The sequence below is a fragment of the Chryseobacterium sp. NRRL B-14798 genome (assembly GCF_050470705.1).
Taxonomy (GTDB): domain Bacteria; phylum Bacteroidota; class Bacteroidia; order Flavobacteriales; family Weeksellaceae; genus Chryseobacterium; species Chryseobacterium cupriresistens.
Window position 1 is genome coordinate 3039474 of the sequence record NZ_JBFLUL010000005.1, and the last position, 23922, is coordinate 3063395.

The 23922-nt window shown below is 39.5% G+C and carries 24 protein-coding genes; 19 read left to right on the forward strand and 5 right to left on the reverse strand.

The window, feature by feature from the left end; genetic code table 11:
* Positions 1-7: 7 nt before the first annotated feature.
* From AB1278_RS14155 to AB1278_RS14180, 6 genes are all read left to right on the forward strand, one after another.
* Positions 8-154: a bacteriocin-like protein gene (locus tag AB1278_RS14155; protein WP_171006234.1), complete on the forward strand. Its 147-nt coding sequence runs from the start codon at positions 8-10 to the stop codon at positions 152-154.
* A 367-nt stretch (positions 155-521) separates the two neighbouring features.
* Complete coding sequence (locus AB1278_RS14160) at positions 522-1529, forward strand: LacI family DNA-binding transcriptional regulator (RefSeq protein ID WP_429815132.1); 1008 nt, start codon at positions 522-524, stop codon at positions 1527-1529.
* Between the two features lie 54 nt (positions 1530-1583).
* Positions 1584-2498 (forward strand): carbohydrate kinase family protein, encoded by a 915-nt coding sequence (locus tag AB1278_RS14165; protein WP_429815135.1) that lies wholly within the window; start codon positions 1584-1586, stop codon positions 2496-2498.
* An 11-nt stretch (positions 2499-2509) separates the two neighbouring features.
* Entirely contained in the window at positions 2510-3754 is a 1245-nt protein-coding gene (locus AB1278_RS14170) for a sugar MFS transporter (protein ID WP_429815138.1), read from the forward strand.
* 5 nt (positions 3755-3759) lie between these two features.
* Complete coding sequence (locus AB1278_RS14175) at positions 3760-5169, forward strand: carbohydrate porin (RefSeq protein WP_429815141.1); 1410 nt, start codon at positions 3760-3762, stop codon at positions 5167-5169.
* Between the two features lie 18 nt (positions 5170-5187).
* Positions 5188-6030 carry a sugar phosphate isomerase/epimerase family protein gene (locus AB1278_RS14180; RefSeq protein ID WP_395973286.1) on the forward strand — a complete coding sequence of 281 codons (843 nt, stop codon included), beginning with the start codon at positions 5188-5190 and terminating at the stop codon, positions 6028-6030.
* Between the two features lie 18 nt (positions 6031-6048).
* Here AB1278_RS14180 and AB1278_RS14185 read toward each other — a convergent pair whose 3' ends face one another.
* The gene (locus AB1278_RS14185; protein WP_395973284.1) at positions 6049-6693 is read right to left on the reverse strand and encodes a Crp/Fnr family transcriptional regulator; all 645 of its coding nucleotides are present in this window, start codon (positions 6691-6693) and stop codon (positions 6049-6051) included.
* A 259-nt stretch (positions 6694-6952) separates the two neighbouring features.
* On the opposite strand from AB1278_RS14185, the gene AB1278_RS14190 reads away from it, so the two are divergent.
* From AB1278_RS14190 to AB1278_RS14250, 13 genes are all read left to right on the forward strand, one after another.
* Positions 6953-7426, forward strand: a complete 474-nt coding sequence (locus tag AB1278_RS14190) for a Dps family protein (protein WP_395973282.1) — start codon at positions 6953-6955, stop codon at positions 7424-7426.
* A gap of 54 nt (positions 7427-7480) precedes the next feature.
* On the forward strand, positions 7481-8176 hold the full coding sequence (locus AB1278_RS14195; RefSeq protein ID WP_002978774.1) for a LytR/AlgR family response regulator transcription factor: 696 nt from the start codon (positions 7481-7483) through the stop codon (positions 8174-8176).
* A 110-nt stretch (positions 8177-8286) separates the two neighbouring features.
* On the forward strand, positions 8287-10494 hold the full coding sequence (locus AB1278_RS14200; protein ID WP_429815147.1) for an ATP-binding protein: 2208 nt from the start codon (positions 8287-8289) through the stop codon (positions 10492-10494).
* Positions 10495-10506: 12 nt separating this feature from the next.
* On the forward strand, positions 10507-11565 hold the full coding sequence (locus AB1278_RS14205; RefSeq protein ID WP_429815150.1) for an NADH:flavin oxidoreductase/NADH oxidase: 1059 nt from the start codon (positions 10507-10509) through the stop codon (positions 11563-11565).
* Positions 11566-11587: 22 nt separating this feature from the next.
* Complete coding sequence (locus tag AB1278_RS14210; protein ID WP_429815153.1) at positions 11588-12139, forward strand: antibiotic biosynthesis monooxygenase; 552 nt, start codon at positions 11588-11590, stop codon at positions 12137-12139.
* 201 nt (positions 12140-12340) lie between these two features.
* Positions 12341-12898: a hypothetical protein gene (locus AB1278_RS14215; RefSeq protein WP_429815156.1), complete on the forward strand. Its 558-nt coding sequence runs from the start codon at positions 12341-12343 to the stop codon at positions 12896-12898.
* Positions 12899-13030: 132 nt separating this feature from the next.
* Entirely contained in the window at positions 13031-14077 is a 1047-nt protein-coding gene (locus AB1278_RS14220) for a cupin domain-containing protein (RefSeq protein WP_202842826.1), read from the forward strand.
* Positions 14078-14082: 5 nt separating this feature from the next.
* Positions 14083-14775 (forward strand): YoaK family protein, encoded by a 693-nt coding sequence (locus AB1278_RS14225; protein ID WP_202842828.1) that lies wholly within the window; start codon positions 14083-14085, stop codon positions 14773-14775.
* Between the two features lie 4 nt (positions 14776-14779).
* Complete coding sequence (locus tag AB1278_RS14230) at positions 14780-15241, forward strand: redoxin domain-containing protein (protein ID WP_202842830.1); 462 nt, start codon at positions 14780-14782, stop codon at positions 15239-15241.
* A 2-nt stretch (positions 15242-15243) separates the two neighbouring features.
* Positions 15244-15762, forward strand: coding sequence for a DsbA family protein (locus AB1278_RS14235; protein ID WP_429815160.1), 519 nt, complete (start codon positions 15244-15246; stop codon positions 15760-15762).
* A gap of 48 nt (positions 15763-15810) precedes the next feature.
* Entirely contained in the window at positions 15811-16632 is an 822-nt protein-coding gene (locus tag AB1278_RS14240; RefSeq protein ID WP_429815163.1) for an alpha/beta fold hydrolase, read from the forward strand.
* A gap of 134 nt (positions 16633-16766) precedes the next feature.
* Positions 16767-18320, forward strand: a complete 1554-nt coding sequence (locus tag AB1278_RS14245; protein ID WP_429815166.1) for a sigma-54 interaction domain-containing protein — start codon at positions 16767-16769, stop codon at positions 18318-18320.
* 5 nt (positions 18321-18325) lie between these two features.
* Complete coding sequence (locus AB1278_RS14250; protein WP_429815169.1) at positions 18326-18808, forward strand: hypothetical protein; 483 nt, start codon at positions 18326-18328, stop codon at positions 18806-18808.
* A gap of 21 nt (positions 18809-18829) precedes the next feature.
* Here the strand turns inward: AB1278_RS14250 and AB1278_RS14255 are convergent, their stop codons facing one another.
* From AB1278_RS14255 to AB1278_RS14270, 4 genes are all read right to left on the reverse strand, one after another.
* Positions 18830-19453 carry a TMEM175 family protein gene (locus AB1278_RS14255; protein ID WP_395973268.1) on the reverse strand — a complete coding sequence of 208 codons (624 nt, stop codon included), beginning with the start codon at positions 19451-19453 and terminating at the stop codon, positions 18830-18832.
* 122 nt (positions 19454-19575) lie between these two features.
* Complete coding sequence (locus AB1278_RS14260; RefSeq protein ID WP_429815172.1) at positions 19576-20928, reverse strand: sigma-54-dependent transcriptional regulator; 1353 nt, start codon at positions 20926-20928, stop codon at positions 19576-19578.
* A gap of 12 nt (positions 20929-20940) precedes the next feature.
* The gene (locus tag AB1278_RS14265) at positions 20941-23208 is read right to left on the reverse strand and encodes a tetratricopeptide repeat-containing sensor histidine kinase (protein WP_343643283.1); all 2268 of its coding nucleotides are present in this window, start codon (positions 23206-23208) and stop codon (positions 20941-20943) included.
* 45 nt (positions 23209-23253) lie between these two features.
* Positions 23254-23919, reverse strand: coding sequence for a YoaK family protein (locus AB1278_RS14270; protein WP_202842845.1), 666 nt, complete (start codon positions 23917-23919; stop codon positions 23254-23256).
* Positions 23920-23922 lie beyond the last annotated feature (3 nt).

The window sequence follows — 23922 nt, forward strand, 5'->3', positions numbered from 1 at the left end:
CTTGACTATGAAAAATGTAAAAAAAATTTCAAGAGACCAGTTGAGGAATATTAATGGCGGAGCGACAAGCTGCTCTGAAGCCTGCTGCCCACCTCCGGGAATCAAAAGATGTCCATGGGTGATCTGTGTAGCGCCATGTGATATTTTAAGTTAAAAGACTGTATTCTCAAAATAAGCCCTGCAATTCATATGAGTTGCAGGGTTTTATTTTATAGTATAAAGTAAAAACTCTCATTATTATGTTTCTTTATTATTAAATATAAAACTTAGTTTCCAGCTGTTTAAATTTAAAAATTAAATTTATTGGATAAACGTTTAACCTAAATTTAATCTCTACATTCAATAAGTTAACAATTTATTCATATTGAAAAAAGACAACAATAAAGTAAAACGCTGATAATGAAGATGTTGGTTATTTTTAAAAAAAGTGCGAAATTACATATTTTTCGGAAACCACCAAAAAAAACAGCTATTGTTTTTTTACTATTTTCTGAAATATTTTTGTGCATTAAAAAAATAAAATGAAAAGGTCTTCCATAAAAGATATTGCTAAACTGGCAGGAGTTTCCGTAGCCACTGTATCTTATGTTATTAACAGAAAGGAAGGACAGCGTATTAGTGAGGAGACCCGGAAAAAAATTTTTGAAATTGCTGAAACGATTAACTACACTCCGAATAAGATTGCAAAAAGTTTGAAAACCAATAAAACAAAGCTTCTTGGATTAATCGTGGCGGATATCTCCAATGACTTCTATTCCCATATGGCAAGAAATCTTGAAGATAAAGCTTTAAAGCTGGGTTATACCCTGATCATCGGCAGTTCTGATGAAAATGCAGAAAAATTTAAAAAACTTACCGAACTCTTTTCACAGCAGCAGGTAGACGGAATGATCGTTGCCCCCGTAGCAGGGTCAGAAAAGACACTAGAAAACCTTATTCATATTAAATATCCTGTTGTAACGATCGACAGATATCTTAAAGGTGTTTCTGTTCCCGGAATTACCATTGATAATCAGGAGATCGCAGAAAGTACAGCCAGCCTTCTTCTTAATAAGAACTTTGACAAAATGATCTACGTTGGCTATGAAACTGATCTTCCACACCTTCTGGACCGCCAGCATGGCTTTGAGAAAGCGGTAAGCTCTTCCAGCAAAACAGTTGAAATTCAATATCTTATGGTAGGATTGGAAAATATAGTGCAGGAAGTACATTCTAAGCTTGAAAATACGTTGGGGAAAACTCCAGAAAATACTGCGTTATATTTTTCCAGTAATAAACTTGCGGTAGCAGGGCTTTCCTATCTCGTTAAAAACAATATAAAAGTCCCGGAACAGGTCTCAGTATTGGCATTTGATGAAACGGATGCCTATGACCTCTTCCCTACGGAGATTACTTACATCCAGCAGCCCATTGAAGAAATGGCTGAAGAGGCTATCAAGCTTCTGGACGGGCAAATCACTGATTATACGGCAACCGGAAAAAGAATAACATTATCCGCCAAACTGGTTGCCAAAGCATCTTTAAAATAATCAAATCTATAACAATCATTTTTTTTAAATAACAACTTAAACGTTTAACCTATTATGATAAAAAATAAATTAAATCACATGGTATGTTTCGGAGAAGTTCTGTGGGACATCTTCCCTTCCGGATCCAGAGCTGGTGGTGCACCATTTAATGTTGCCTACAACCTTTTTAAAATGGGAATCGACACCAAAATGCTAAGCCGTATAGGAAATGATGAATTAGGGCACCGTCTTCTTAACCAAATTCAGGATTGGGGAATAACAACAGATTTTATCCAGGTAGACCAGGAAAAGGCTACAGGAACTGTAATTGCTGATTTTGATGAGCATGGAGAAGCTGTATATGACATTGTAAAGGAAGTTGCCTGGGACTATATCCAACCTCTGCCGGAACATAAAGAACTGATTCAAAATTCAGAAGCATTTGTTTTTGGAAGTCTGATCACAAGAAGTGAAGCTTCCCAAAATACACTATTGCAACTTTTGGAATATTCAAAGTTCAGGGTTTTTGATGTTAATTTCCGCCCTCCTTTCATCGATTTTGAATTCATTAAAAAATTATTGCATAAAGCTGACCTTGTTAAAATGAATAAGGCAGAGCTCAGAACAATTCTTGAATATCTCGGTGAAGACTATATTGATGAAGATACCAGTATCAGACATCTCCAGACTTATTTTAATCTGAATGAAATTGTGCTTACGAAAGGAAGTAAAGGCGCCAGATATTTTGTGGGGGATACTGCCTATAATTTTCCGGCAGTTCATATTGAAATTGCAGATACTGTGGGCAGTGGGGATTCTTTTCTTGCCGGGTTTCTGTCTAAAAGAATTCAGGGAAAATCGCCGGAAGAGATCATGAAACAGGCAACTTCACTGGGAGCCTTTATCACATCGAAATCAGGAGCATGTCCGGATTATACCTATGAAGAATTCAAGGCATTCAGAGAAAAAAACAGCTGTAAAACCTCTTAAAAACATACGATATGAATACTCCAAAATTTACAGATAAGAAATACTATATCATCCTGTCCTTTGTTACCTCTTTATTCTTTTTCTGGGCTATTGCCCTTACCATGGGTGATGTTCTGAATAAGCATTTCCAGAACGTTCTTCACATTTCAAAGTCCAAATCAGGGCTGGTACAGCTTTCCATTTTTGGGGCATATGCATTGATGGGCGTTCCGGCAGGTCTGTTTATGAAAAGATTTGGTTATAAATTAGGAGTCATCCTGGGTCTTTCATTGTTTGCACTGGGAGCCTTTCTGTTTATTCCGGCCGCCGACACTTCCTCATTTAACTTTTTCAGACTAGCTCTTTTTGTTCTTGCGATGGGAATGGCAACCCTTGAAACGGTAGCCCATCCTTTTGTAGCCGCTTTGGGGGATGAAAGGACGAGTGATCAGAGGGTTAATTTTGCCCAGTCTTTTAATGGTCTGGGAGCTATTATCGGTCCTCTTTTAGGCGGATATTTTATTTTCGGAACTCCTGATTCCGGATCTGGATCACTGGATTCAGTAAAAAATCTTTATACCTGGATTGGGATTGTCATTCTTGCGATTACTATTATTTTCAGCTTTATCAGGGTTCCTGATCTGAAAGACCCTCATGCGGAAGATATCATCATTTCAGAAAATGAAAAAGGAGAAGACCAGTCTGTATCAGATCCGCACGCACCGCTCTACAAGCAGAGACATTTTATATTTGCAGTTATTGCCCAGTTTTTTAATATTGCCGCACAGGGCGGAACCTGGGCTTATTTTATCAATTACGGGGTAGAAAAAATGCACCTTCCGGAAATACAGGCTTCCTATTACTTTTCTTTAAGTATGGCCATGATGATGATCGGAAGATTTATCGGGACTTTCCTGATGAGATTCATTGCTCCCAACAAACTGCTGGCTATTTTTACCGCATGTAATATCGTTCTGTGCCTTATTATTTCCCAAAGTTTCGGATGGGTATCATTTATCAGCCTTATTTTGCTCAATCTTTTCCTCAGTGTGATGTATCCTACCATATTCAGTCTTGGGCTTAAAAGATTAGGATCTAAAGTTCAGCAGGCTTCCTCATTCCTGGTTATGGCAATGTTTGGAGGAGCTGTTTTCCCACCGATCATGGGGAGAATTGCTGAAAAAGATACTGCACATGCCTACCTCCTTCCTATTCTCTGCTATGCAGTTATTTTATTATTTGCATTAAAGTTCTACAAGCCCAAAACACTTAAATAATCCCTATGAAAACAAAGCTTTTATTAGTCTGGTGCATTTTATTTGTATGCGCCGGCAGGGGAATCAATGCCCAGATCACAATAACCAATAAAAAATTTTCCTTCGGAACAACGGGAAGAATCGGAGCCGGTTATTCTCCGAATGCCGATGGAAAAACAGGAAGGCAGCTGAATCTGAACAATCAGGGATCTTTAGGTGGCAGAATGGATCAGGGAGATTACGTAGATTTCTTACCAGCCTTCCATTTTAGCCCGGTGATAAACGGTGACAGTACAAAAAGTACAAAGATCGATATGCAGGCCAGACTGAGCTTTTATTCAGGAGGGACTTTTCTGGGAAATGTAGACTCAAAATCCAATCAGGGGATGATTATTGCCTTGCCGGAAGCCTTTGTTGAAGCAAGAAACATTATGGGAAGTGACTGGGATGTCTGGGCGGGATCAAGATGGCTGAGATATGATGACATTCACATTGCAGATTACTTTTATTTTGATGACCATTCCGCAACCGGTTGGGGACTAAGACATAAAAACACAAGGTTTTCAATGTTTTTCCCGGCAGCTATTGATACTGCTGCCAGCAACTCCACTCCTTATTCTTACACCAATGTCATCAGCGGATCAAAAAACCTTATCTACAGGCAAAGGGAAGTTTTTGTCCTTGAGCAGACCCTTCCATTTAAAAATACAAAGCAAAAGCTGAAATTACTGGCAGAATTTCATCATGTAGAAAAATCAGGGGAAAATTCTGTAGAGCAATATCCATCGGATCAGGGCTGGGTTTTTGGAGCTAAATTAAATTCAGATATTCCAACAACAATTCCGGGTTCATTCAATCAGCTTTCTGTAAGATACGGGACAGGAATTGCCAATGGAGGTGATAATGGTAATACACAGACCTGGCGAACCTACGGAGCTCCTGATGAGGTCACAAAAACGTATAAAGGAGCTTACTCTTTTACGGTTGTTGAACATTTCCTCTGGAATATTTCAAACCGGTGGTCGCTTAATCCCTATGCTGTTTTCACCAAAAGTAAGGGAGGATCAACCAGTACTGATAAAGCGATGGACTATTATAACCGTGAAATTTTCAACAAAAAAACAGAGTTTAATACAGGAATCAGAGCCACCTATTATTACAACAACTGGTTTCATATTCTTTCTGAATTTCACTATGCAACCCGTAAAAACGGAACCCAGGATGCGGCATCAATGATGAAGCTGGTTTTAGCTCCTACCATCGTACCTACCGCTGAAAGAAGTGTCTGGGCTAGACCTCATATCCGTTTTATTGCAGAAGTATCAAGATATAATAATGAGGCTATGAACAGTCTTTACTCACCGTTTTTACAGCAATCAGGAGCCAAAAGATATGGGACTTATTTCGGAATAAGAACGGAATGGTGGATTTTTTAAATTAAATAAAAAAATATAATGAATATAAAATTAGGGGCTTCCCTACTCTCCTGGATCACTCCGTTATGGAATGTGGAATCAGGAAAATATGCGATAGAAAAAACGGCTCAGGCCGGATTTGATCTGATCGAAATACTGTTACCTGCATCAATGGATTTTGATGCAAAAACCGTAAAAAGACAGCTGAAAGATAACCATCTGGAAGCAGTCTGTTCACTGAATCTCCCCAAAGATGCTCATATTGCGTTTGAGCCTGAAGCTGCGGAAAAACTTATCAAAAAAGCCATTGATAAAGTATATGAGTTGGAAACCCATCTGCTGGCTGGTGTCCTGCATGGCGGAATCGGTGTTTTTACAGGAAAGCCACTTACAGAAAACGAAAAAGAAATCATTGCTGATGTATGGTGCCATGTGGCAGATTATGCTCAAACCAAAAGTATCGATATTGCCATAGAGCCTATTAACCGCTATGAATCCTATGTCTGCAATACGGCAGAAAATGTCCTGGAACTTATTAAGAAAACGGGCCGAAATAATCTCTTCCTTCACCTTGATACCTTTCATATGAATATTGAGGAAAATAATTTCTATGATCCGATTATCAATTCCGGAAAAATGCTGAAGCATATTCATGTTACAGAATCCCACCGGGGTATGCTGGGAGAAGGAACTGTCAACTGGGAAGAGTTTTTCTCAGCATTGAAAAATATCAATTTTGAAGGGAATCTGGTTCTTGAAAATTTCAGTTCCTCAATTCCCGGAATGCAGGAACAGGTTTCTTTGTGGCAGAAATCACCTTATGATGCCCAGGAGCTTGCTGAAGGCAGTCTTGATTTTTTAAGGAAGCATTTAAAAAACTAGTCAATATTAAATAATGATTCATTCCCCTTTTTTCACGGCTATTATCTCAATAGCCGTTTTGTGTTGAATGATCAGACCTTCATTAACAAGCTTTTTAAGAACCCGGCTTATCACTTCTCTGGATGTTCCCAAAGCGGATGCAATATCTTTATGGGTTATTTTGACAGGATTATAACCGGTAACAACAGCACGCTGACTAATATAATTAAATACTCTGGTATCCAGTTTATGAAAAACAGCATCATTCACCATGTTCATCAATGCAGTAAATCTGCTATCATATTCGTTATAGAAAAAATTATTCATCCCCGGAAAATTGCTCATCAGCGTAAGCAGGCTGGAAACAGGAATCAACAGAGCTCTGGATGATTCTTCAGCAAAGGCATATACAGAACTTATACAGTTTTTGAATATAGAAGCAAAGGTCATGATACAGCTTTCGCCTGGTTTCATATAATAATATAAAAGCTCTCTTCCTTCATTAAGTGTAAAGACTTTTACAGAACCTTTGATCAGAATGGGTACATAATGAATTCTTTGTCCCGGGCTTACAATCTCTGTTTTAGATTTTATATCAGTGATTACACAGCATTTTTCAAGTTCATGGATAAAGTCTGATCCAAGGAATCCAAATTTTTCAGTAATAAATTGGTTATTTATCATAAAGTATTCTATTGCTTTTAATAACTTTTTATGCTAAGGGTGAAAAAAGAATGCAAATTTATTTTTAAAGAGTACTCAAAGTATAATATACCGATAAGTTTTTTCTATTTCAGATATCAATGTACAAATGTCAAAAGAATTTTGCCTGCCCATTCAACGAGTCTTTCTGCCCGTTCATCGAAATTCCAAGCCGTTTTGTTACGTTATTGAAGACCTTTACATCAGAAAAGCAATAATGCTCAACTAAAATTTTATTATTATGAAAACAAAAATCGGAATTACAGAAAAAAACACTGAAGCTGTTGCAGAACAATTAGCAAAATTATTGGCAGATGAAACACTGCTTTACATTAAAACAAGAAATGCCCACTGGAACGTAACCGGAGATAACTTCCATGCCAATCACATTTTCTTTGAAGAACAATACAAACAACTGGATGAACTGATGGACAGCGTTGCAGAAAGAATGCGTAAAATCGGACATTATGCACCGGCGACTATGAAAATCTATCTGGAACTGACTCATTTAACGGAATACAGTGAAAGAACAAACGATGGCCCCGGATACATGAAAGATTTATTAAGTGACCATGAAAGCATTATCGAATTTCTCCGCGGAAATATTACTCCATTTGCAGAAACCTATAAAGACTACGGTACCAGCGATTTTATTACAGGTCTGATGGAAACCCATGAAGAAATGGCATGGATGATCCGTTCCTATTTCAGATAACACAAAATAAAAAAGTTATAATTATCTTTGTGTAAACCATAAATAACTATACCTATGAAAGCCTTAATCGTGGATGATAATGATATTGCAAGAACAACATTAGCACACCTCGCCAAACAGGTTCCGGATCTTTCCATCGTCAGCGAGTTTTCCAATGCTATAGAAGCTTATCATTATCTTCAGTCCAATTCCGTCGATCTGATATTTCTCGATATAGAAATGCCGGAAATGACAGGGATTGAGCTCACGAAAACGCTTTCGGGTAAAGAAACCATCATTATTTTCACGACCTCAAAAAAAGAATATGCACTGGAAGCGTTTGAACTTAATATTGCAGATTACCTTCTGAAACCTATTATGCCGGTAAGATTTCTGCAGGCTGTAAGCAAGGCACAGACGATTCTTGAAAGCAGAAAAGAAAATGTGGAAATCACAAGGGATGAGTTTCTTTTTGTAAGGGATTCCAATATTACAAGGCGCCTAAAGCTGGATGATATTTTCTATGCAGAAGCTATGGGTGATTATGTAAAATTTTACACCAAGGAAAAGATGTTTGCCATTCACGGCAAAATGAAAACAGCTGAAGAACGTCTTCCCAAGGATCATTTTATAAGAGTTCACCGTTCCTATATTGTTTCAGTAGGCAAAATTGACACCCTGCAGGACGGCGGTATTATGATCAATGGCAAATTCATTCCTGTGGCAGACGCATACAGAAAAGCTCTCAATACACGAATGAATGTCTTTTAGCCGTTACAGGCAATCAAACATTTAAATTCGGCTTGATTTAAGCCCGTGAACAGTTCCGGGTCCATCTTGACTTTTTACCGGTATTTTATCTTAAAATCAGACCGTTATTTATGAAAAACATATCTTCAGTAATGGATAACAAACGATTCAGCTATTTTATTATCCTGACTTTTATTGCGGGCTCACTCCTATTGATAGCTGTTCAGCTCAATTCTGCAGGAAATACCAAGGCGCTGATTCAGAATAACAATACTTTGCTGAGCGAATTGCGTTCAAGCAATCATTTACGGGAGATTGACCGTGATATTCTGGGGGTGGAAAGCAGAATCAGAGCTTCTATTGCAACGAATGATACCACCCATCTTGAAGGCATCGACCAAAAAATCAGTCAGATTGAAAATTTCCTGGATTCTCTTTCCAAAGACAATGTAAACGCCGAAGAAGAAAAGCTGATCCACAGGTTAAGTGTTCTTGCCATGGAAAAGAAAACAACCAAAGATAAACTCCTGCACCGTTATCTTTCTGTTGGAAACATGGACGATAATACCTCCATTGCTAATCCGCGTGCAAGAAAAATTTCTAATGAAATCACCAGCATCACGGCTAAAATATATGAAAGCAGAAAACTGAATATGGTTGAACTCAGCCAGAAAAGTGAGGAAATGGGGCAGAAAGCAAGATTTTATGACATTTCAATATTGGTCTTACTGATTTTGGGAGGTTCTGTCGTTGGGTATCACATTCTTCGTCAGTTTAAACGTCAGAGATTACTCATAAGCGAACTTGATATTGCCGAGAAAAAAGCGTTGGTAGCGGCACAGACCAAAGAAAATTTCCTTGCCAATATGAGCCACGAAATCAGAACTCCTTTAAGCGGAATTCTCGGTTTCACCAATTTGCTGCAAAAACGCCCACTGGACGAAACCTCAGCAGAATTTGTTTCTTCCATACAACGTTCCGGAGAAAACCTTATGGCCATCATTAATGACATTCTTGATTTATCCAAAATAGAAGCAGGAATGATGCGCATTACCCCGGGAATTTTCAGCATCAACGGTCTGGTTAATTCCGTGGAAACATTTTTTACAGAACGGGCCAAAGAGAAAGGACTTACCATTTCCAGTACGATTGATCCTTCCATTCCTGACACATTGGTGGGAGATGCCACAAGACTGACCCAGATTCTAGTGAACCTCATCGGAAATGCCATAAAATTTACCCATCAGGGAAATATTTCTGTTGAAATCTACAGTAAACAGCAAACAGAGAAGGAAGCCGTTCTGAGATTTAAAATTTCAGATACGGGAATTGGAATTGACAAAGAAAAGCTCACTGAAATCTTCGAAAGATTCAACCAGGGAGAAGATTCGACCACAAGAAATTACGGCGGAACAGGATTAGGCTTATCCATCGTGAAAAGCCTGATTGTACTGCAAAACGGAAACATCGAAGTAAGCAGTGAACAGGGCAAAGGAACTACATTTCATTTCTATATTCCTTACGGAATTGCTGAGGAACAGCTTACTGTCATTCCAGCTGTTGATCCCCACTATTTTAAAGATAAATCCAATACGCCCCTGAAAGTACTGGTGGTTGATGATAATGTGATCAATCAAAGCCTGATGAAACATCTGCTCTCCCAGTGGAATATTGATTTTCATATTGCATCGAATGGTCTTGAAGGAGTAAGTTATCTCAAAAGCAATGCATGTGATCTGGTTTTAATGGATATACAGATGCCGCAGATGGATGGATATGCTGCCACCCAAAAAATACGGGAAGAACTCAGACTGGATATTCCGATCATCGCAATGACCGCCCATGCGCTGGCAGGGGAAAGAGAAAGATGCCTGAGCCGTGGGATGAGCGAATATATTCCTAAGCCTGTCAATGAAGAAGAGTTGTTTATGCTGATTTCGAAACTCGGGTTTAAAGAAAATAATAAAAACGAAAAGAAAACCGAAAACCCATCATCTGACTATCAGTATATTGATCTCACTTATATGCAGACGGTAAGCGGCGGCGATAAAAGCTTCGAACAAATGGTCACTCAACAGTTTATTGAGAATATCCCCAATCATCTACAGAAATTGACAACAGCTTATGAAAACCGGGATTTTCCAGGGATGAAACTGTGGGCTCATGATCTGAAATCCAGCATTGCCATCATGGGATTACATCCTCTGTTAAAGGAAAAACTTGATATTCTTGAAACAGCATCAGCAGAAAACCCTGATCTGCAAAAAATACTGACAGAAGTACAGAACGTTTTGTTGAAAGCCGTTTCTGAAGCTGAAGCATTTTCAAAAACAATTTAAAAATAAGAAAAAATGAATTTATTTTCACCCATACACATTCGCAGTCTTACCTTAAAGAACAGGATTGCACTATCTCCTATGCAGCAATACAGCGCTAAAAACGGAGTTCCCGGCAACTGGCATCTCGTTCACCTTGGAAGCAGGGCTGTTGGCGGTGCAGGGTTGATCCTTACCGAATGTACAGCCGTTTCAGAAGAAGGTCTGGCTACATTATCCGATGTAGGGATCTGGAACGATGAACAGAAAAATGCCTGGAAAAACATCGTAAATTTTGTGCATGAACAGGATGCCAAGATAGGGGTTCAACTCTGGCATGCAGGAGGAAAAGGCAGCCTGAAACATCCCAATGAAAGAATGAAACCTCTCACTCCGGAAGAAGGAGGCTGGACGGTAAAATCATCTTCTGCCCAGGAATTCAACGGAGTTTTTGCAGAAGAGCTCACCATTGATGAGATCCAGGAACTAAAGACGAAATTCGTTAAAGCAGCCCTTCGTGCCATTGAAGCAGGCTTTGATACCATTGAACTGCATGCAGCGCATGGTTACCTGTTCCATCAGTTTTATTCTGCGGTGATCAACAAAAGACAGGATGAATATGGCGGAAGTTTTGAAAACAGGATCCGTTTTCTTGTGGAAACCGTTCAGGAAATCAGAAAAGCTATTCCTGCTGAGACACCTCTGTTCGTAAGAATTTCTTCTACTGACTATATAGAATCGGAGGAAGCCTGGACTCTGGAAGACAGTATCAGGCTTTCGGAAATCCTTAAAGAAAACGGTGTAGATTTCATTACGGCATCCGGCGGCGGATTTACCAATGTAGGCAAGGATAAGGTATTTCCAGGATATCAGGTTCCTTTTGCAAAAGCCATTAAAGAACAGACCGGGATTCTGACAGGAGCTGTCGGAATGATTACCGAAGCGGAACAGGCCAATGATATCATTGCCAATGGAGATGCAGATCTGGTGGTTATCGCCCGGGAACATCTTAGAGATCCTTTTTTTGCCATTCATTCAGCCAGAGCATTAGGTGTTGAAACAGAAATTCCGTGGCAGTATAAAAGGGCATATTAAATTAACCAATAAAAAATCAGTTATGGAAAATCAGGGTGCCTCCGTAGTGATTACCCATCATATTCTGGATGGAAAACAATCACAGTATGAAAAATGGCTGGACGAAATTGTGCCTGTCACCAAACATTCTGAAGGCTTTATTGATCTGCAGATTATTCGGCCGATTCCCGATCTGACTTTTGTGTATACCGTCATTATCCGTTTTGATACGATTGACCATCTTAAAAGCTGGATGGAATCGGATAACCGGAAAAAGCTTATTGAGAAAGCGAATCCACTGTTCAGAAAAAACGACCATTACCAGATCAGGTCCGGGCTTGATTTTCTTTTTTCGACAGAAAATGAAGGGAATAAAGTTCCGGTACGCTGGAAACAGTTTCTGGCGACCTGGTCTGCCATTTATCCGCTGTCGGTTCTTATTCCTGCTTTGATCATTCCTTTTTTACGGTTTTTACATATTCCGCCCAATCATTATTCTGACGGATTCATCAATTCCGGAATCATCGTTTTTCTGATGGTGTTTGCCGTGATGCCCAATTATACCAGGCTGATCAAAAAATGGCTGTATAAATAACCTTATTTAAAAATTATCCTTCATCAATCACTGTAACCCACAGTGATTTTTTTGTTTTCAGGAACCTCGTCCTGTTACCATTTGAACCTCACCAGCTTATTGAACGACAGTTTTCGCCTGTTGACCGAACAGCATTAAAAATGAGAACAACCGGTTTGTAGCTTTACCTCATCAATAACATAACAATCAAAATCAACAACTATGGAAATCTTACAAACTCCCGAAAACGCACTATCTCACTCAAGCGTAAGCGCCATCATCCATGCACCCATTGAAAAAGTGAATATCGCAGACTGGCTGCTTAATCTGCCGGACGCCGAATACCAGCGCTGCTCTACCCAGCATATCGGAGCTGCTATTTCAGTTACTTTTGATGGCCAACCAGTGTCTTTAAACGTAGAAACGATTGGAGATGCACTGATGGTACAGCATTATGTTGCAGATATTCACCGTCCTGATTACTGCCGCATGCTTTCCATCTCTGATTCAATTACCAAAAACGGACGTACAAAAGTTCAGGTTCTATGGGAACTGAAAGTGACAAAGATCGATGACAACACCTGTCTTTACACCAATGAAATTCATGCGACAGCCACTCCCGAAATGTTTGAATATCTGAAAGAACACGGGATCAACCTTGCTGATGCCGCTGCATCAAGACAGGCCGCTTCTGATGCCCATAATCATGAGGAAACTCCAAATTTTGCAAAAAGCATTGAAAATAAAGCACTGACAGGGCAATACAACCAGCCTTTTTAAAAGCAACCAAACCCTCTATATCCTCAACGACTCATTTTGCCTTTTCACCGAATGACATCAAAGAAAAGTAAAATTCAGGAGTAGCTTTACAATAGCAAAAACAAAGAAAATCAATCACAAAAAAATAATACTATGAATCCATCATCATTAAGTTTCAGATACGAATTAGAAAAAAAAGAACCGCGTACCAGTGACGGTGGTACAACAAGAGGTGCTTCCGTAAAAGAATTCCCTGCTTCTGTAGGTATTGCAGGAGTTTCCATGAGATTACAGCCCGGAAGCATGAGAGAACTTCACTGGCATGCCAATGCCGCAGAATGGGCGTATGTAATTTCAGGAACGGTACGTACAACGATTATCCATCCGGACGGACGAAGTTATACTGATAATTTTGAACCCGGGGATGTATGGTATTTCCCGAAAGGCTACGGACATTCCATCCAGGCTACCGGAACAGAGGAATGTCATTTCATTCTGATTTTTGACAATGGTAATTTTTCCGAAGACCATACCTTCAGCGTTACAGATTTTGTGTCAAGTATGCCTCCTGAAATCGTTGCACAGAATTTAGGACTAAGCCTTGAAGAAGTAGCAGAACTTCCACAGAAAGAGGTTTACTTCGCAGCGGGAGTCGTTCCGGATGAACTCTCTGTGAATGCTGCAGCCCGTCCCGAGGAATCAGACATTGAACTGACAAGCCTGCACCGATATCCTCTACATTCCCAGCAGCCAAGAATCATTCCCGGCGGCGGTCTCCAAAGATTGGTTACTAGTAAGGAATTTCCGATCAGCACCACAATGGCCGGTTCTGTGCTGGAGCTGCAGCCCGGTGCTTTAAGAGAAATGCACTGGCATCCGAATGCGGATGAGTGGCAGTATTTTATATCCGGACAGGCAGAAATGTCGGTATTCCTGGCAGAAGGAGTTTCTGTTACAGAACAGTTCAATGCCGGTGATGTAGGTTATGTACCTATGGGAGCCGGGCACTATATCAAAAATACCGGAGATACCGTCTGTAAAGTATTGATCGGATTTAATAGCGGCACCTATGAATCCATTGATATCAGCGAATGGCTGGCAGGAAACCCTAAAGATGTGATCATTACGAATTTCGGACTGAAGGAAGGAGAAATAGAAAAATTTCCGGAAAAGAAAGTATTCATAAAACCTGGAAAATAGCGCCTGTGATTCCGGAAACAAAAATCCTGCTCCCTGACAAGACCGTCAGAACACAGGAGAAACTGGCAGTATTCCTTGCTTTTATCGCAGGATATACAGATGCCACAGGACTGATACGATGGAAAACCTACGTTTCTTTTATGAGCGGCAATACGACTCAGTTAGGTGCAGCGGTTTTCAGTGGAAAATATGGTGTTATCATCAGTTCTGTCATTGTAATCATCTTTTTTCTGGTGGGGATTTATACAGGAACGTGTCTATCATTATCAAAGAAGTTCAGAAGTACAAAGATGATCTTCTACACGGTTTCCGGCATCATGATCCTTTACAGTATTACTGATTATTATGAGCATATTGCCAATGAAGTGTCTATAGCTGTTATCGGTTTTTCAATGGGCCTTATGAATACCATTATCACATCGGTAGGTAACCAAAAGATCAATACCGATTTTGTGACAGGAACTTTAAACAGTCTGGCAAGAACAGCTGCTCTGTTTGTCATGAGTAATCAGGCAGAGGAGCGGAAGGAATACAAAATAAATATCTTTCATTTGTTATTCTTATGGATGGGCTTTCTCTCCGGTGCTTCAGCAGCTCCTTTCCTGCTCTCTTATTCAGGAAACTGGACGTTGATGTTTCCGGCAGCCTTACTGCTCATCTGTGCATTCACAATACCAATTACAACGATTAAAAACTAATCCTATGCTAGAAAAAAATACGGTTGCCCCTGATTTTACATTATTTGCAACCCCGGACCAGAAGATTACCTTATCCGAATTCAGAGGACGAAACGTTATCCTTGCATTTTACCCGGCAGACTGGAGCCCGGTGTGCAGTGACCAGATGGCATTGTACAACGAAATGCTGAAGTATTTCAAAAAATATGATGCGGAGATTTTCGGAATTTCCGTAGACAGCAAATGGTGCCATCTGGCATTTTCACAATCCAGAAACCTGCACTTCCCACTGCTTGCAGACTTTGAAGCCAAAGGAGAAACAGCCAGGAAATATGGTGTTTACAATGACGAAGAAGGAGAATGCAACAGAGCCCTTTTTGTCATCAATAAAGACGGTCTCATCGAATGGAGCTACCTCTCTCCCACCGCCATCAATCCTGGCGCAGACGGAATTTTAGAAGCATTAGAAAACCTTAACATGAAATAATTATGTCACTTAAACCATCAGTCAGCAATGCTGACCATACTCAGGGCAACTCAGATGCCAGCTTAGTCATTGTAGAATACGGGGATTATCAGTGTCCTTACTGCGGAGCAGCCTATCCGGTTCTTAAAGAATTAATGAAAGAATTCGGAGATCAGATCAGATTTGTATTCAGAAATTTTCCGCTGTCAGAAATGCATCAGTATGCAAGAACGGCAGCACTGGCAGCAGAAGCGGCAGCTTTGCAGGGAAAATTCTGGGAAATGCATGATGCTATTTATGAAAACCAGGAATACCTGAATGCTGATCTTCCGTTAAAGCTTGCAGAAAAACTGGGATTAAATATTTCCCAATTCAAAGTTGATATTCATAAGAAGGAATTAGCAGAAAAGGTAGATACAGACTTTGAAAGCGGTATCATCAGCGGAGTGAACGGAACCCCTTCATTTTTCATTAACGGAAATAAATTCAATGGCGGTGCCGAAGACCTTTTCCAGTTGGTACGTGAAAACACAGCCTATTAATCAGAAAAATATTTAAAAATCAATTCATAACATTAAAAATAAACAACAATGAGCACATTAACATTAAAAGACGGAACAGAAATTTTTTACAAAGACCAAGGACAGGGGCCTGTATTAATGTTTCACCACGGATGGCCTTTATCATCAGACGATTGGGATGCACAGGTGATTTTCTTTTTACAGAGAGGATACAGGGTGGTTACCCACGACAGAAGAGGTCACGGGCGTTCCAGCCAGAATATTTATAATCATACTATTGAACAATACGCTTCTGATGCCGCTGAGCTGGTTGAATTCCTTGATCTGAAAGATGTTGTACACATCGGGCATTCAACAGGCGGTGGTGAAGTAATCCGCTATGTCAACAAATATTCAAACGGGAGAGCTAAGAAAGCGGTTCTGATCAGCGCCATTCCACCGGTAATGGTTAAGAGTGAGAACAATCCTGACGGCGTTCCGATGGAAGTTTTCGACAATATCAGGGAACAGACGATGAACAACAGAAACCAGTTTTATTATGATCTGACTTTCCCTTTCTACGGCTACAACAGAGAAGGTGCAAATGTAAAGGACGGAGTACAGAGAAACTGGTGGAGACAGGGGCTGATGGGAGGAATTGTTGCTCATTATGATGGGATTAAAGCCTTTTCAGAAACAGATTTAACGGAAGATTTAAAAGCTGTTGACATTCCTGTTCTGGTGATGCATGGTGAAGATGACCAGATCGTCCCTATTGCCAATGCAGCATTAAAATCAATTAAAATATTAAAGAACGGAAAACTGATCACGTATCCGGGATTCCCTCATGGTATGCCGACTACAGAACATGAGACGATCAACAAAGACCTTTTGGAATTTATCAGATCTTAAAAAACGATCTCTTTTTCAATATATTGAAGATGAACTTTAATGGTTCATCTTTTTTTATTTCAGGTATTGTAACCATTCACATGCAGATCTTTTTCAATTTTTCCTATCTTTAAACTTTCAAGTAAGAATTTTCTATGAGTAAGCCTTCTGATCCCAATGCAGAAATGATGAAACGCCTGCAGGAAATGCAGAAAGAACAGCTTATGATTTCCCGTTTAACCAAAGAGTTGTCTACCATTTTAGATAAGAAACAGCTTCAGCTTGTTATCAATACATCTTTCAAAACTGAACTGGGATTCAATGATTGTATGATGATCAGGGATGTAAAAGGAAATATTGAAATACTCAGCAGCCGGAATGAAAATCAGAACCATACCACAGATCAACAGCTTGACAGGTATGTAAAAAACTGTCTTGATTCTGCGGAGCCTCTTCTTTTTGATCTGAAAGAATTGTCACCGCTTCCTTCCTGTTTTACCGAAGCTAAAAATTCGGGAATGCGGATGGCTGTCGGATTGGGACTGCCGGCTGTCAGTGAAAGTAAAAATGTACTTTTCCTTTTCTACAGAAGCTTTATTTCAAGAGATACAATTCCGGAAAGAATTTTAAACGGTATTTCTACCCAGCTTTCCATTACCCTTCATAACATTGATGTTCAGGAGCAGTTGAAAACATTTCAGGGAAATATCCGGGACTTTCCAAAAGAAATTGAAGAAGATAAGAAAAGCGTACACGGCTTTCACGGAATTGTGGGAAAAAGTGAAGCGATGCAGCTCATTTTCGAACAGATTTCGCAGGTAGCACATTCACAATCCAACGTGATTATCTTTGGAGAGACGGGTACAGGAAAAGAACTTATAGCACAGGCGGTTCATGAACTTTCGGAATTTTCGGGAAAGAAAATGATCAGGATAAACTGTGCGGCTATTCCTGCCAACTTAATAGAATCTGAACTCTTTGGTCATGAAAAAGGAAGCTTTACCGGAGCAACTGAACAAAGAAAAGGAAAGTTTGAACAGGCCCACAACAGCACCATTTTTCTGGATGAAATTGGCGAACTGCCTCTGGAATTACAAGCCAGGCTTCTGAGGGTTCTTCAGGAAAAAGAAATTGAAAGAATTGGTGGAAACAAAAGGATTAAGGTGAATGTGCGGATCATTACGGCCACCAACAGGAATCTTGAAAAAGAAGTGGCGGAAGGACGGTTCAGAAGCGATCTTTTTTACAGACTGAATGTTTTTCCTATCCATCTTCCTGCCTTACGGGAAAGAAAAGAGGATATTCCTTTGCTGGCAGACTATTTCCTTGAAAAGCTCTATCCTAAGACAGGCAAAAAGATTAATGGTTTTTCTCAGAACGTGGTTAAAATGATGATGGCTAATCCATGGCTGGGTAATATCCGTGAACTGGAAAATATGGTTGAAAGAAGCATGCTGACAACAAAAGGAGATATGATCAGGGAAATGGATTTTCCAAAAGTTATGAACGCTCAAAATACGGATCAGGATTTTCAGGTTAAAACATTGCAGGAATTTGAAAAGGAATATATTTTAAAAATAATCAAAAAATGTAACAGCCGTATTTTCGGGGAAACAGGTGCTGCAAAACTGCTGGGATTACCGCCAACAACGCTTATTTCCAAAATGCAAAAACTTGGAATACAGAAGGAACATTATTATAAGAAATAATCAATATGGAAATAGAGCTTTTAAAATATTTACAGAGTAATCCGGCAGCATATCCCAATAATCAGGAATATGAAGGAAGGATAAAACCAATTTCGCCTATAGAAATACAACAGCTTGAAGTAAAATATAACAATGGACAAGCTTTTCCAAAAGTTTTAAGAGAGCTTTTATTTCTCGCAGGAAATTATTGCTATGTTCTTGATTATAATATTTTTGAAACTCAGGAAGAACTTCAAGATGCTGCCAGGTCGTGGTTATTGTTCTATAATAGAAATATTAACAGTAACTTTTTTGTTGTTGATGCCTATAATGCTGGTGATCAATTTTTATTTATATATCTGGATGAAGGAGATGATCCAATAATAAGACAAGCCTATTTACCATCAAGGAGCGATATTCAATTTATTACATCACTTTTAAACAGGACTCTCTCTCAATATATAGAAGATCAGATAGATGTTGTAAAACAAGGATATAATCCTTTTTAATCAACCATTTCTAAATACAAATCATCCCTTTTTAATACTCATTTCTATTTTCCCTGAAGACAACGCCCAGAAAATCCAAAGTCCTAAAATGATCAGCAGCGACAAGGCCGGGATCCAGAACGACAGGATTAATGCCATAACATAAATAGGAAGTCCATACAAGTAGTTATTGTGGATCTTTTTTATAGCCGCATCGGTAATACCCGGGCGCAAAAGCTTTTTGTTACGGGTGGCCAGAAACCATAATAAATTGTAAGCAAGATTGATCAGGACAAAAATACCGGTATAAAGTGCCACAACAACAGAAGAAGCTTCGCCGTCAAAATACCTTGCCAGCAAAGCGGTAGGATAAGAAACTGCCGAAACCAGGAAAAGAATCAGTCCATTGGCAAACATAATCGCTGAATTCCGGCTGTAGATCTGTTTGAAGATCTTATGATGATTCACCCACATGATGAAAATACTGAAAAATGAAAGGATAAATGCCAGAAATGCCGGCCATTGATTCTTCAGAAAGACCAGAAGATCATTCCCGTTTTGTATTGAATTTTCTTCAGGAAAGTGAAGATCCAGTACCAAAAGTGTAACGGCTATTGCAAAAACACCATCACTGAATCCTTCTATTCTGAGTGTTTCTTTTTCCATAATTACCTGATTGATTTATTATTGTATGGCATAATAATTTTATCCTCAAACTATTTGAAGAGTGATTATTAAAAAATTGAAATAAAAAATTAGCTTACGTTTTTTCTCAAAGCAGCTCCAGATTATTTATACCCTTTGTCAATTCCTAACTTCTTCATTTTGGAATATAAAGTCTGTGGCTGTATTTTCAACAGCTCTGCAGCCCCGCCCGGCCCGGAAACTTTTCCGCCGGAAGACTGAAGTGCATTCATAATATGATCTCTTTCCATATCTTCCAATGATTTCAGCGGTCCTTGTGTTTCTATAGGTTTTTCAACGATTTTAGGCAGATCAAAACTTTCTATTTCTGAGGTTTTGGTCAAAAGAACGCTTCGTTCGATCAAATGCTCCAGTTCACGGATATTTCCCGGCCAGTGATAATTAAGCAGCTGTTCCAGTGCTTTTTCACTGATAGAAGTGATATTTCTTCTCGAAGCAGCGGCATATTTATTCAGGAAAAAATGGGCCAGCAATACGATATCTTCCTTTCTTTCTCTCAGCGGAGGCAGTTCAATTGGGAAAACATTCAATCGGTAATACAGATCCAGCCTGAATCTTCCTTCCGCCACTTCTTTTTCCAGAGAACGGTTGGTCGCTGCCACAATTCTTACGTTTACTTTAATCGTGTTATTTCCTCCCAGTCTTTCAATTTCTTTTTCCTGTAAAACTCTCAGTAATTTAACCTGTGAGTCCAGTGGCAGCTCCCCTATTTCATCCAGGAAGACTGTTCCTCCGTTGGCCTGCTCAAATTTTCCGATTCTCAATGTATTGGCTCCGGTAAAGCTTCCTTTTTCGTGTCCGAAAAGCTCGGATTCGATAAGCGCATGCGGCAGTGCAGCACAGTTGACTACAACAATAGGATGAGCTTTGCGTTCTGAAAGCTCATGAACGGAATGGGCTACTTTTTCCTTTCCCGTTCCGCTCTCCCCAACCACCAGAACAGACGTATCTGTAGGAGCCACTACCCTTATTTTTTCAACGACATCCTGAAGCACCTTGCTTTTTCCGATAATTCCTTCAATGACTTCGTTATTTCCGGTATCAGTACACAATTCACAGCCTCTTTCCATGTCATATCGGTATCTGGCAATGTCTAGCATAACAATCATATCACGCTCCCGGAAGGGTTTTACCATAAATCCGTAGGGCTGTGTTTCTTTCACTGCTTCCAGGGTAGACTGGTTGGTATTGGCTGAAATATAAAGAAAAGGGAGGTTCATCTCACGCAGTTCCCAGGCAAGATCAATTCCTGTGAGATGACCTTTTAAGATGATATCAAGAAGTACCCAATCCGGCTTATTATCTGCAATCAGTTTTCTGGCCTGAACCACTGAAGATGCAATTCCTGTAACCTGATAACCGGCCTTCATCAGCATCAGTTTCAAATCATTGGCTACAATAAATTCATCTTCTACAATTAATATTTTTTCTTTCATAATAATCAGCCTTTAATTTGAAGGAGTTATTTCTGTATTTTTTCTGAAGGTAATCGTCACTTTTAAGCCCCCTTTGTTTTCGAGATTGAAGGTTCCGTCCAGCTGATCGGTAAGCCCGCGCATCAGATTCATTCCCAAAGATTCTGTTTCTTCAATATTGAAATCTTCCGGAAGCCCTACTCCATTATCTGAAATCATCAGTTCACAAAGGTCATCACCAATATTTTTAAATGAAACGAAAACTTCCCCTTTCCGGTCATCCGGAAATGCATATTTTACGGTATTGTTGACTGCTTCGTTAACGATCAATCCCATAGGAACCGCCTGTGCAACATCAAGAAATACTTTATCGGTATCCACTGTAAAATTAATTTTCCTGTCAGATGAATAACATTCTTTGATATAGGTAATCAGCTCATAAATATACCAGGACATGTCAATCATTGAAAGATTATCAGACTGATAAAGTTTCTGATGGATAAGAGACATGGCATGCATTCTGTGCTGGCTGTTCTGGATGGCCATCAGGGCATCTTCATTATCCAGATAAGCCGACTGCGTATTCAGCAGGCTGATCACAATCTGCAGGTTATTTTTAACCCTGTGATGGATTTCCTTTAAGAGCCATTCTTTCTCGGAAAGTAATTTCTTCAGCTGTTCGTTCTGTTCATCAATCTGCTTACGTTTCAGTTCCAGGTTTTTATTGGCATTGCTTTTTAATCTTGAGCGGTTATACAGCAAAGCAGCAAAAAGGATCAGTGCCAGAATGCTTCCGATGAAGACATATCTGATAAAGGTATCATTGGCAATCTTAATATCCTGCAGTTTTGCTTTCTGGGTCAGCAGCTGAATATTTTTATCTTTCTGTTCTGTCTCAAACTGAATTTTAAGACTGTTGATCTGCTTGCTTTTTTCACCGTTAAAAACAGAATCGGAAAGCTTTTTGTACAGCTGATAATGCTGTATGGCATCAAGGTATTTTCCCTGTATGGAATCTGCTTTGAACCACATTAAATGGTTTTCCGAACGAAGCATATCATTTCCGTTATTTTTGGCTATCGAATCAAAAAGTCTGGCTTCACGATACATTTTATCAAAGTTCCGGGTCTGGTAATGATAGAAAACAAAGCTTCGCAGCAATGAGGCCTGCTGATTATTTTTTTCTGCATTTTCACCATAATAGGCCACCAGTTTTTTGTAGTAGGCTTCAGCTTCATTAAACTGCTTTAAAATAGTATAGGTGCTGAACAGGATATAGTTTTCTGACATTTCAAAATCCTTGTCTACTATGGGGTAACGTTCTCTGTACTCTTGTATCATGGTAATGGCCTGCTTAAACTTTTTCTGCCTGATCAGCATGGTAGAAATATTATTGGCCACCGTTCTGATGTAGGTGTTATCTTTGTTTTTCTTTGCTGTGGCCAGTGATTTTTCCCAATACTTCATGGCATCATCATTTTTACGGAGATAATAATATACCATTCCGATATTGCTGTAAATAGAGCACATCTGCAAAGAATAATCATTCACACTTTCGGCTGTTTTTTCTGCCAGAAGACCATAACGGAGTGCTTCCTCATAATCCGCTTTCTGAATTTCAACCTGAGAGATAAGATTATAAACACTCTGTAATTCTCTGAATTTAACGGACTTATAAACAGACAGGGATTGTTTGAGCAAGCCCAGAGCCTTATCAGCATTTTCCTTGATGTAGTAAAGCTCACCCAGATCTTTTAAAACACCTGCCTGATTCAGTTTTGATCCTGAATTCTTAAACAGTTCCAATGCTTTTTCTTTCAGTTTGATTTTAGTATCAAAATATTCGGGGTTATTGTCATACATATATGATAATTCATTGTATGCTTCTCCGGCCTGCTCTTTAAAATGATTTTTTTCAAAATAAGAAAGCGCCTGTTTCATGTTGGAAAAAGCAATCGTTTTACGGCCTCTTTCTTTATCTATTTTAGCCTCCAGAAATATGATTTTTCCGGCAGACAGCAGATCTCCGGATTTCACATTGAGTGCTTTTGCCTGTCTGTTCAGAATAGCGGCACTGTCGAGGTCAGCTTTCAGCTCTCCTTTTTTGGTAATGTAATAGTTACTCAGACGCAGCAATAAAGTGATTTTCTGAGTAGTATTGGCGGAAGAGGAAATCTGTTTTCTCAACAGTGCAGGATTTTCCTGGGTCTGTGCTTTTATACTGTATGAAAACATCAAAACCAACGAAAAACATACTATCTTTAGTAGATTTTTAGATAAAAAATAAAGGCTGAAATTCATTTTTTAAAGGTAATCTATTATCCTGTAATCTGCCATAGTCCAGAGCTAGTTTTTACGGTGGTAAAAATAGCAGATGATCATTGCCAGTCCCGGTAAAATCAGTGTTACCAGCCCATATTGTTTTCCTGCATAAGCTCCTAAAAAACAACCAACCAGAAATCCAAGAATGGTAATCAGCTGTTTCTTCAGGCTTGCCCATGCTTCAGGGTGGTGAAAGCCGCTTGACAGAAGCGTTCCGAAATCCAGGGAAGCCTGGGTTACATTTCCTGTCATCATGGTAGTCGGGCCATGGGTTTCCTTTGCATAAAGTTTTCCGAAAGCATTCTGAAGCCCCATTGCAAAAACGGTAATCATAGCCACAGTATACATGATGACTTCTGAAAACATTCCGTAGTAACTGAGAACAGCAACAATAATTCCGGCTAAAAAGAGCAACGCTCCTTCCCAGAATAGCAGCGTATAATGATTGATAACCTTTCCGGCGATTCTTCCTCCTGCCATAACCGCAAGAATAAAGACCGGAAAAGTAAGCAGCTTTACCCAGGCGTGAATATCCGATCCCTTCACAAACTGATAGGCAAAGACAATAAAGTTTCCCGTAACATGCGCCGAAAAAAGGGCATCTGCCGATACAAAAGTCACGGTATCGCAATATCCGGCAATCATGGTTAACAATAAGGTGACAAAACCGATATTATGATTTACTTCCATTTT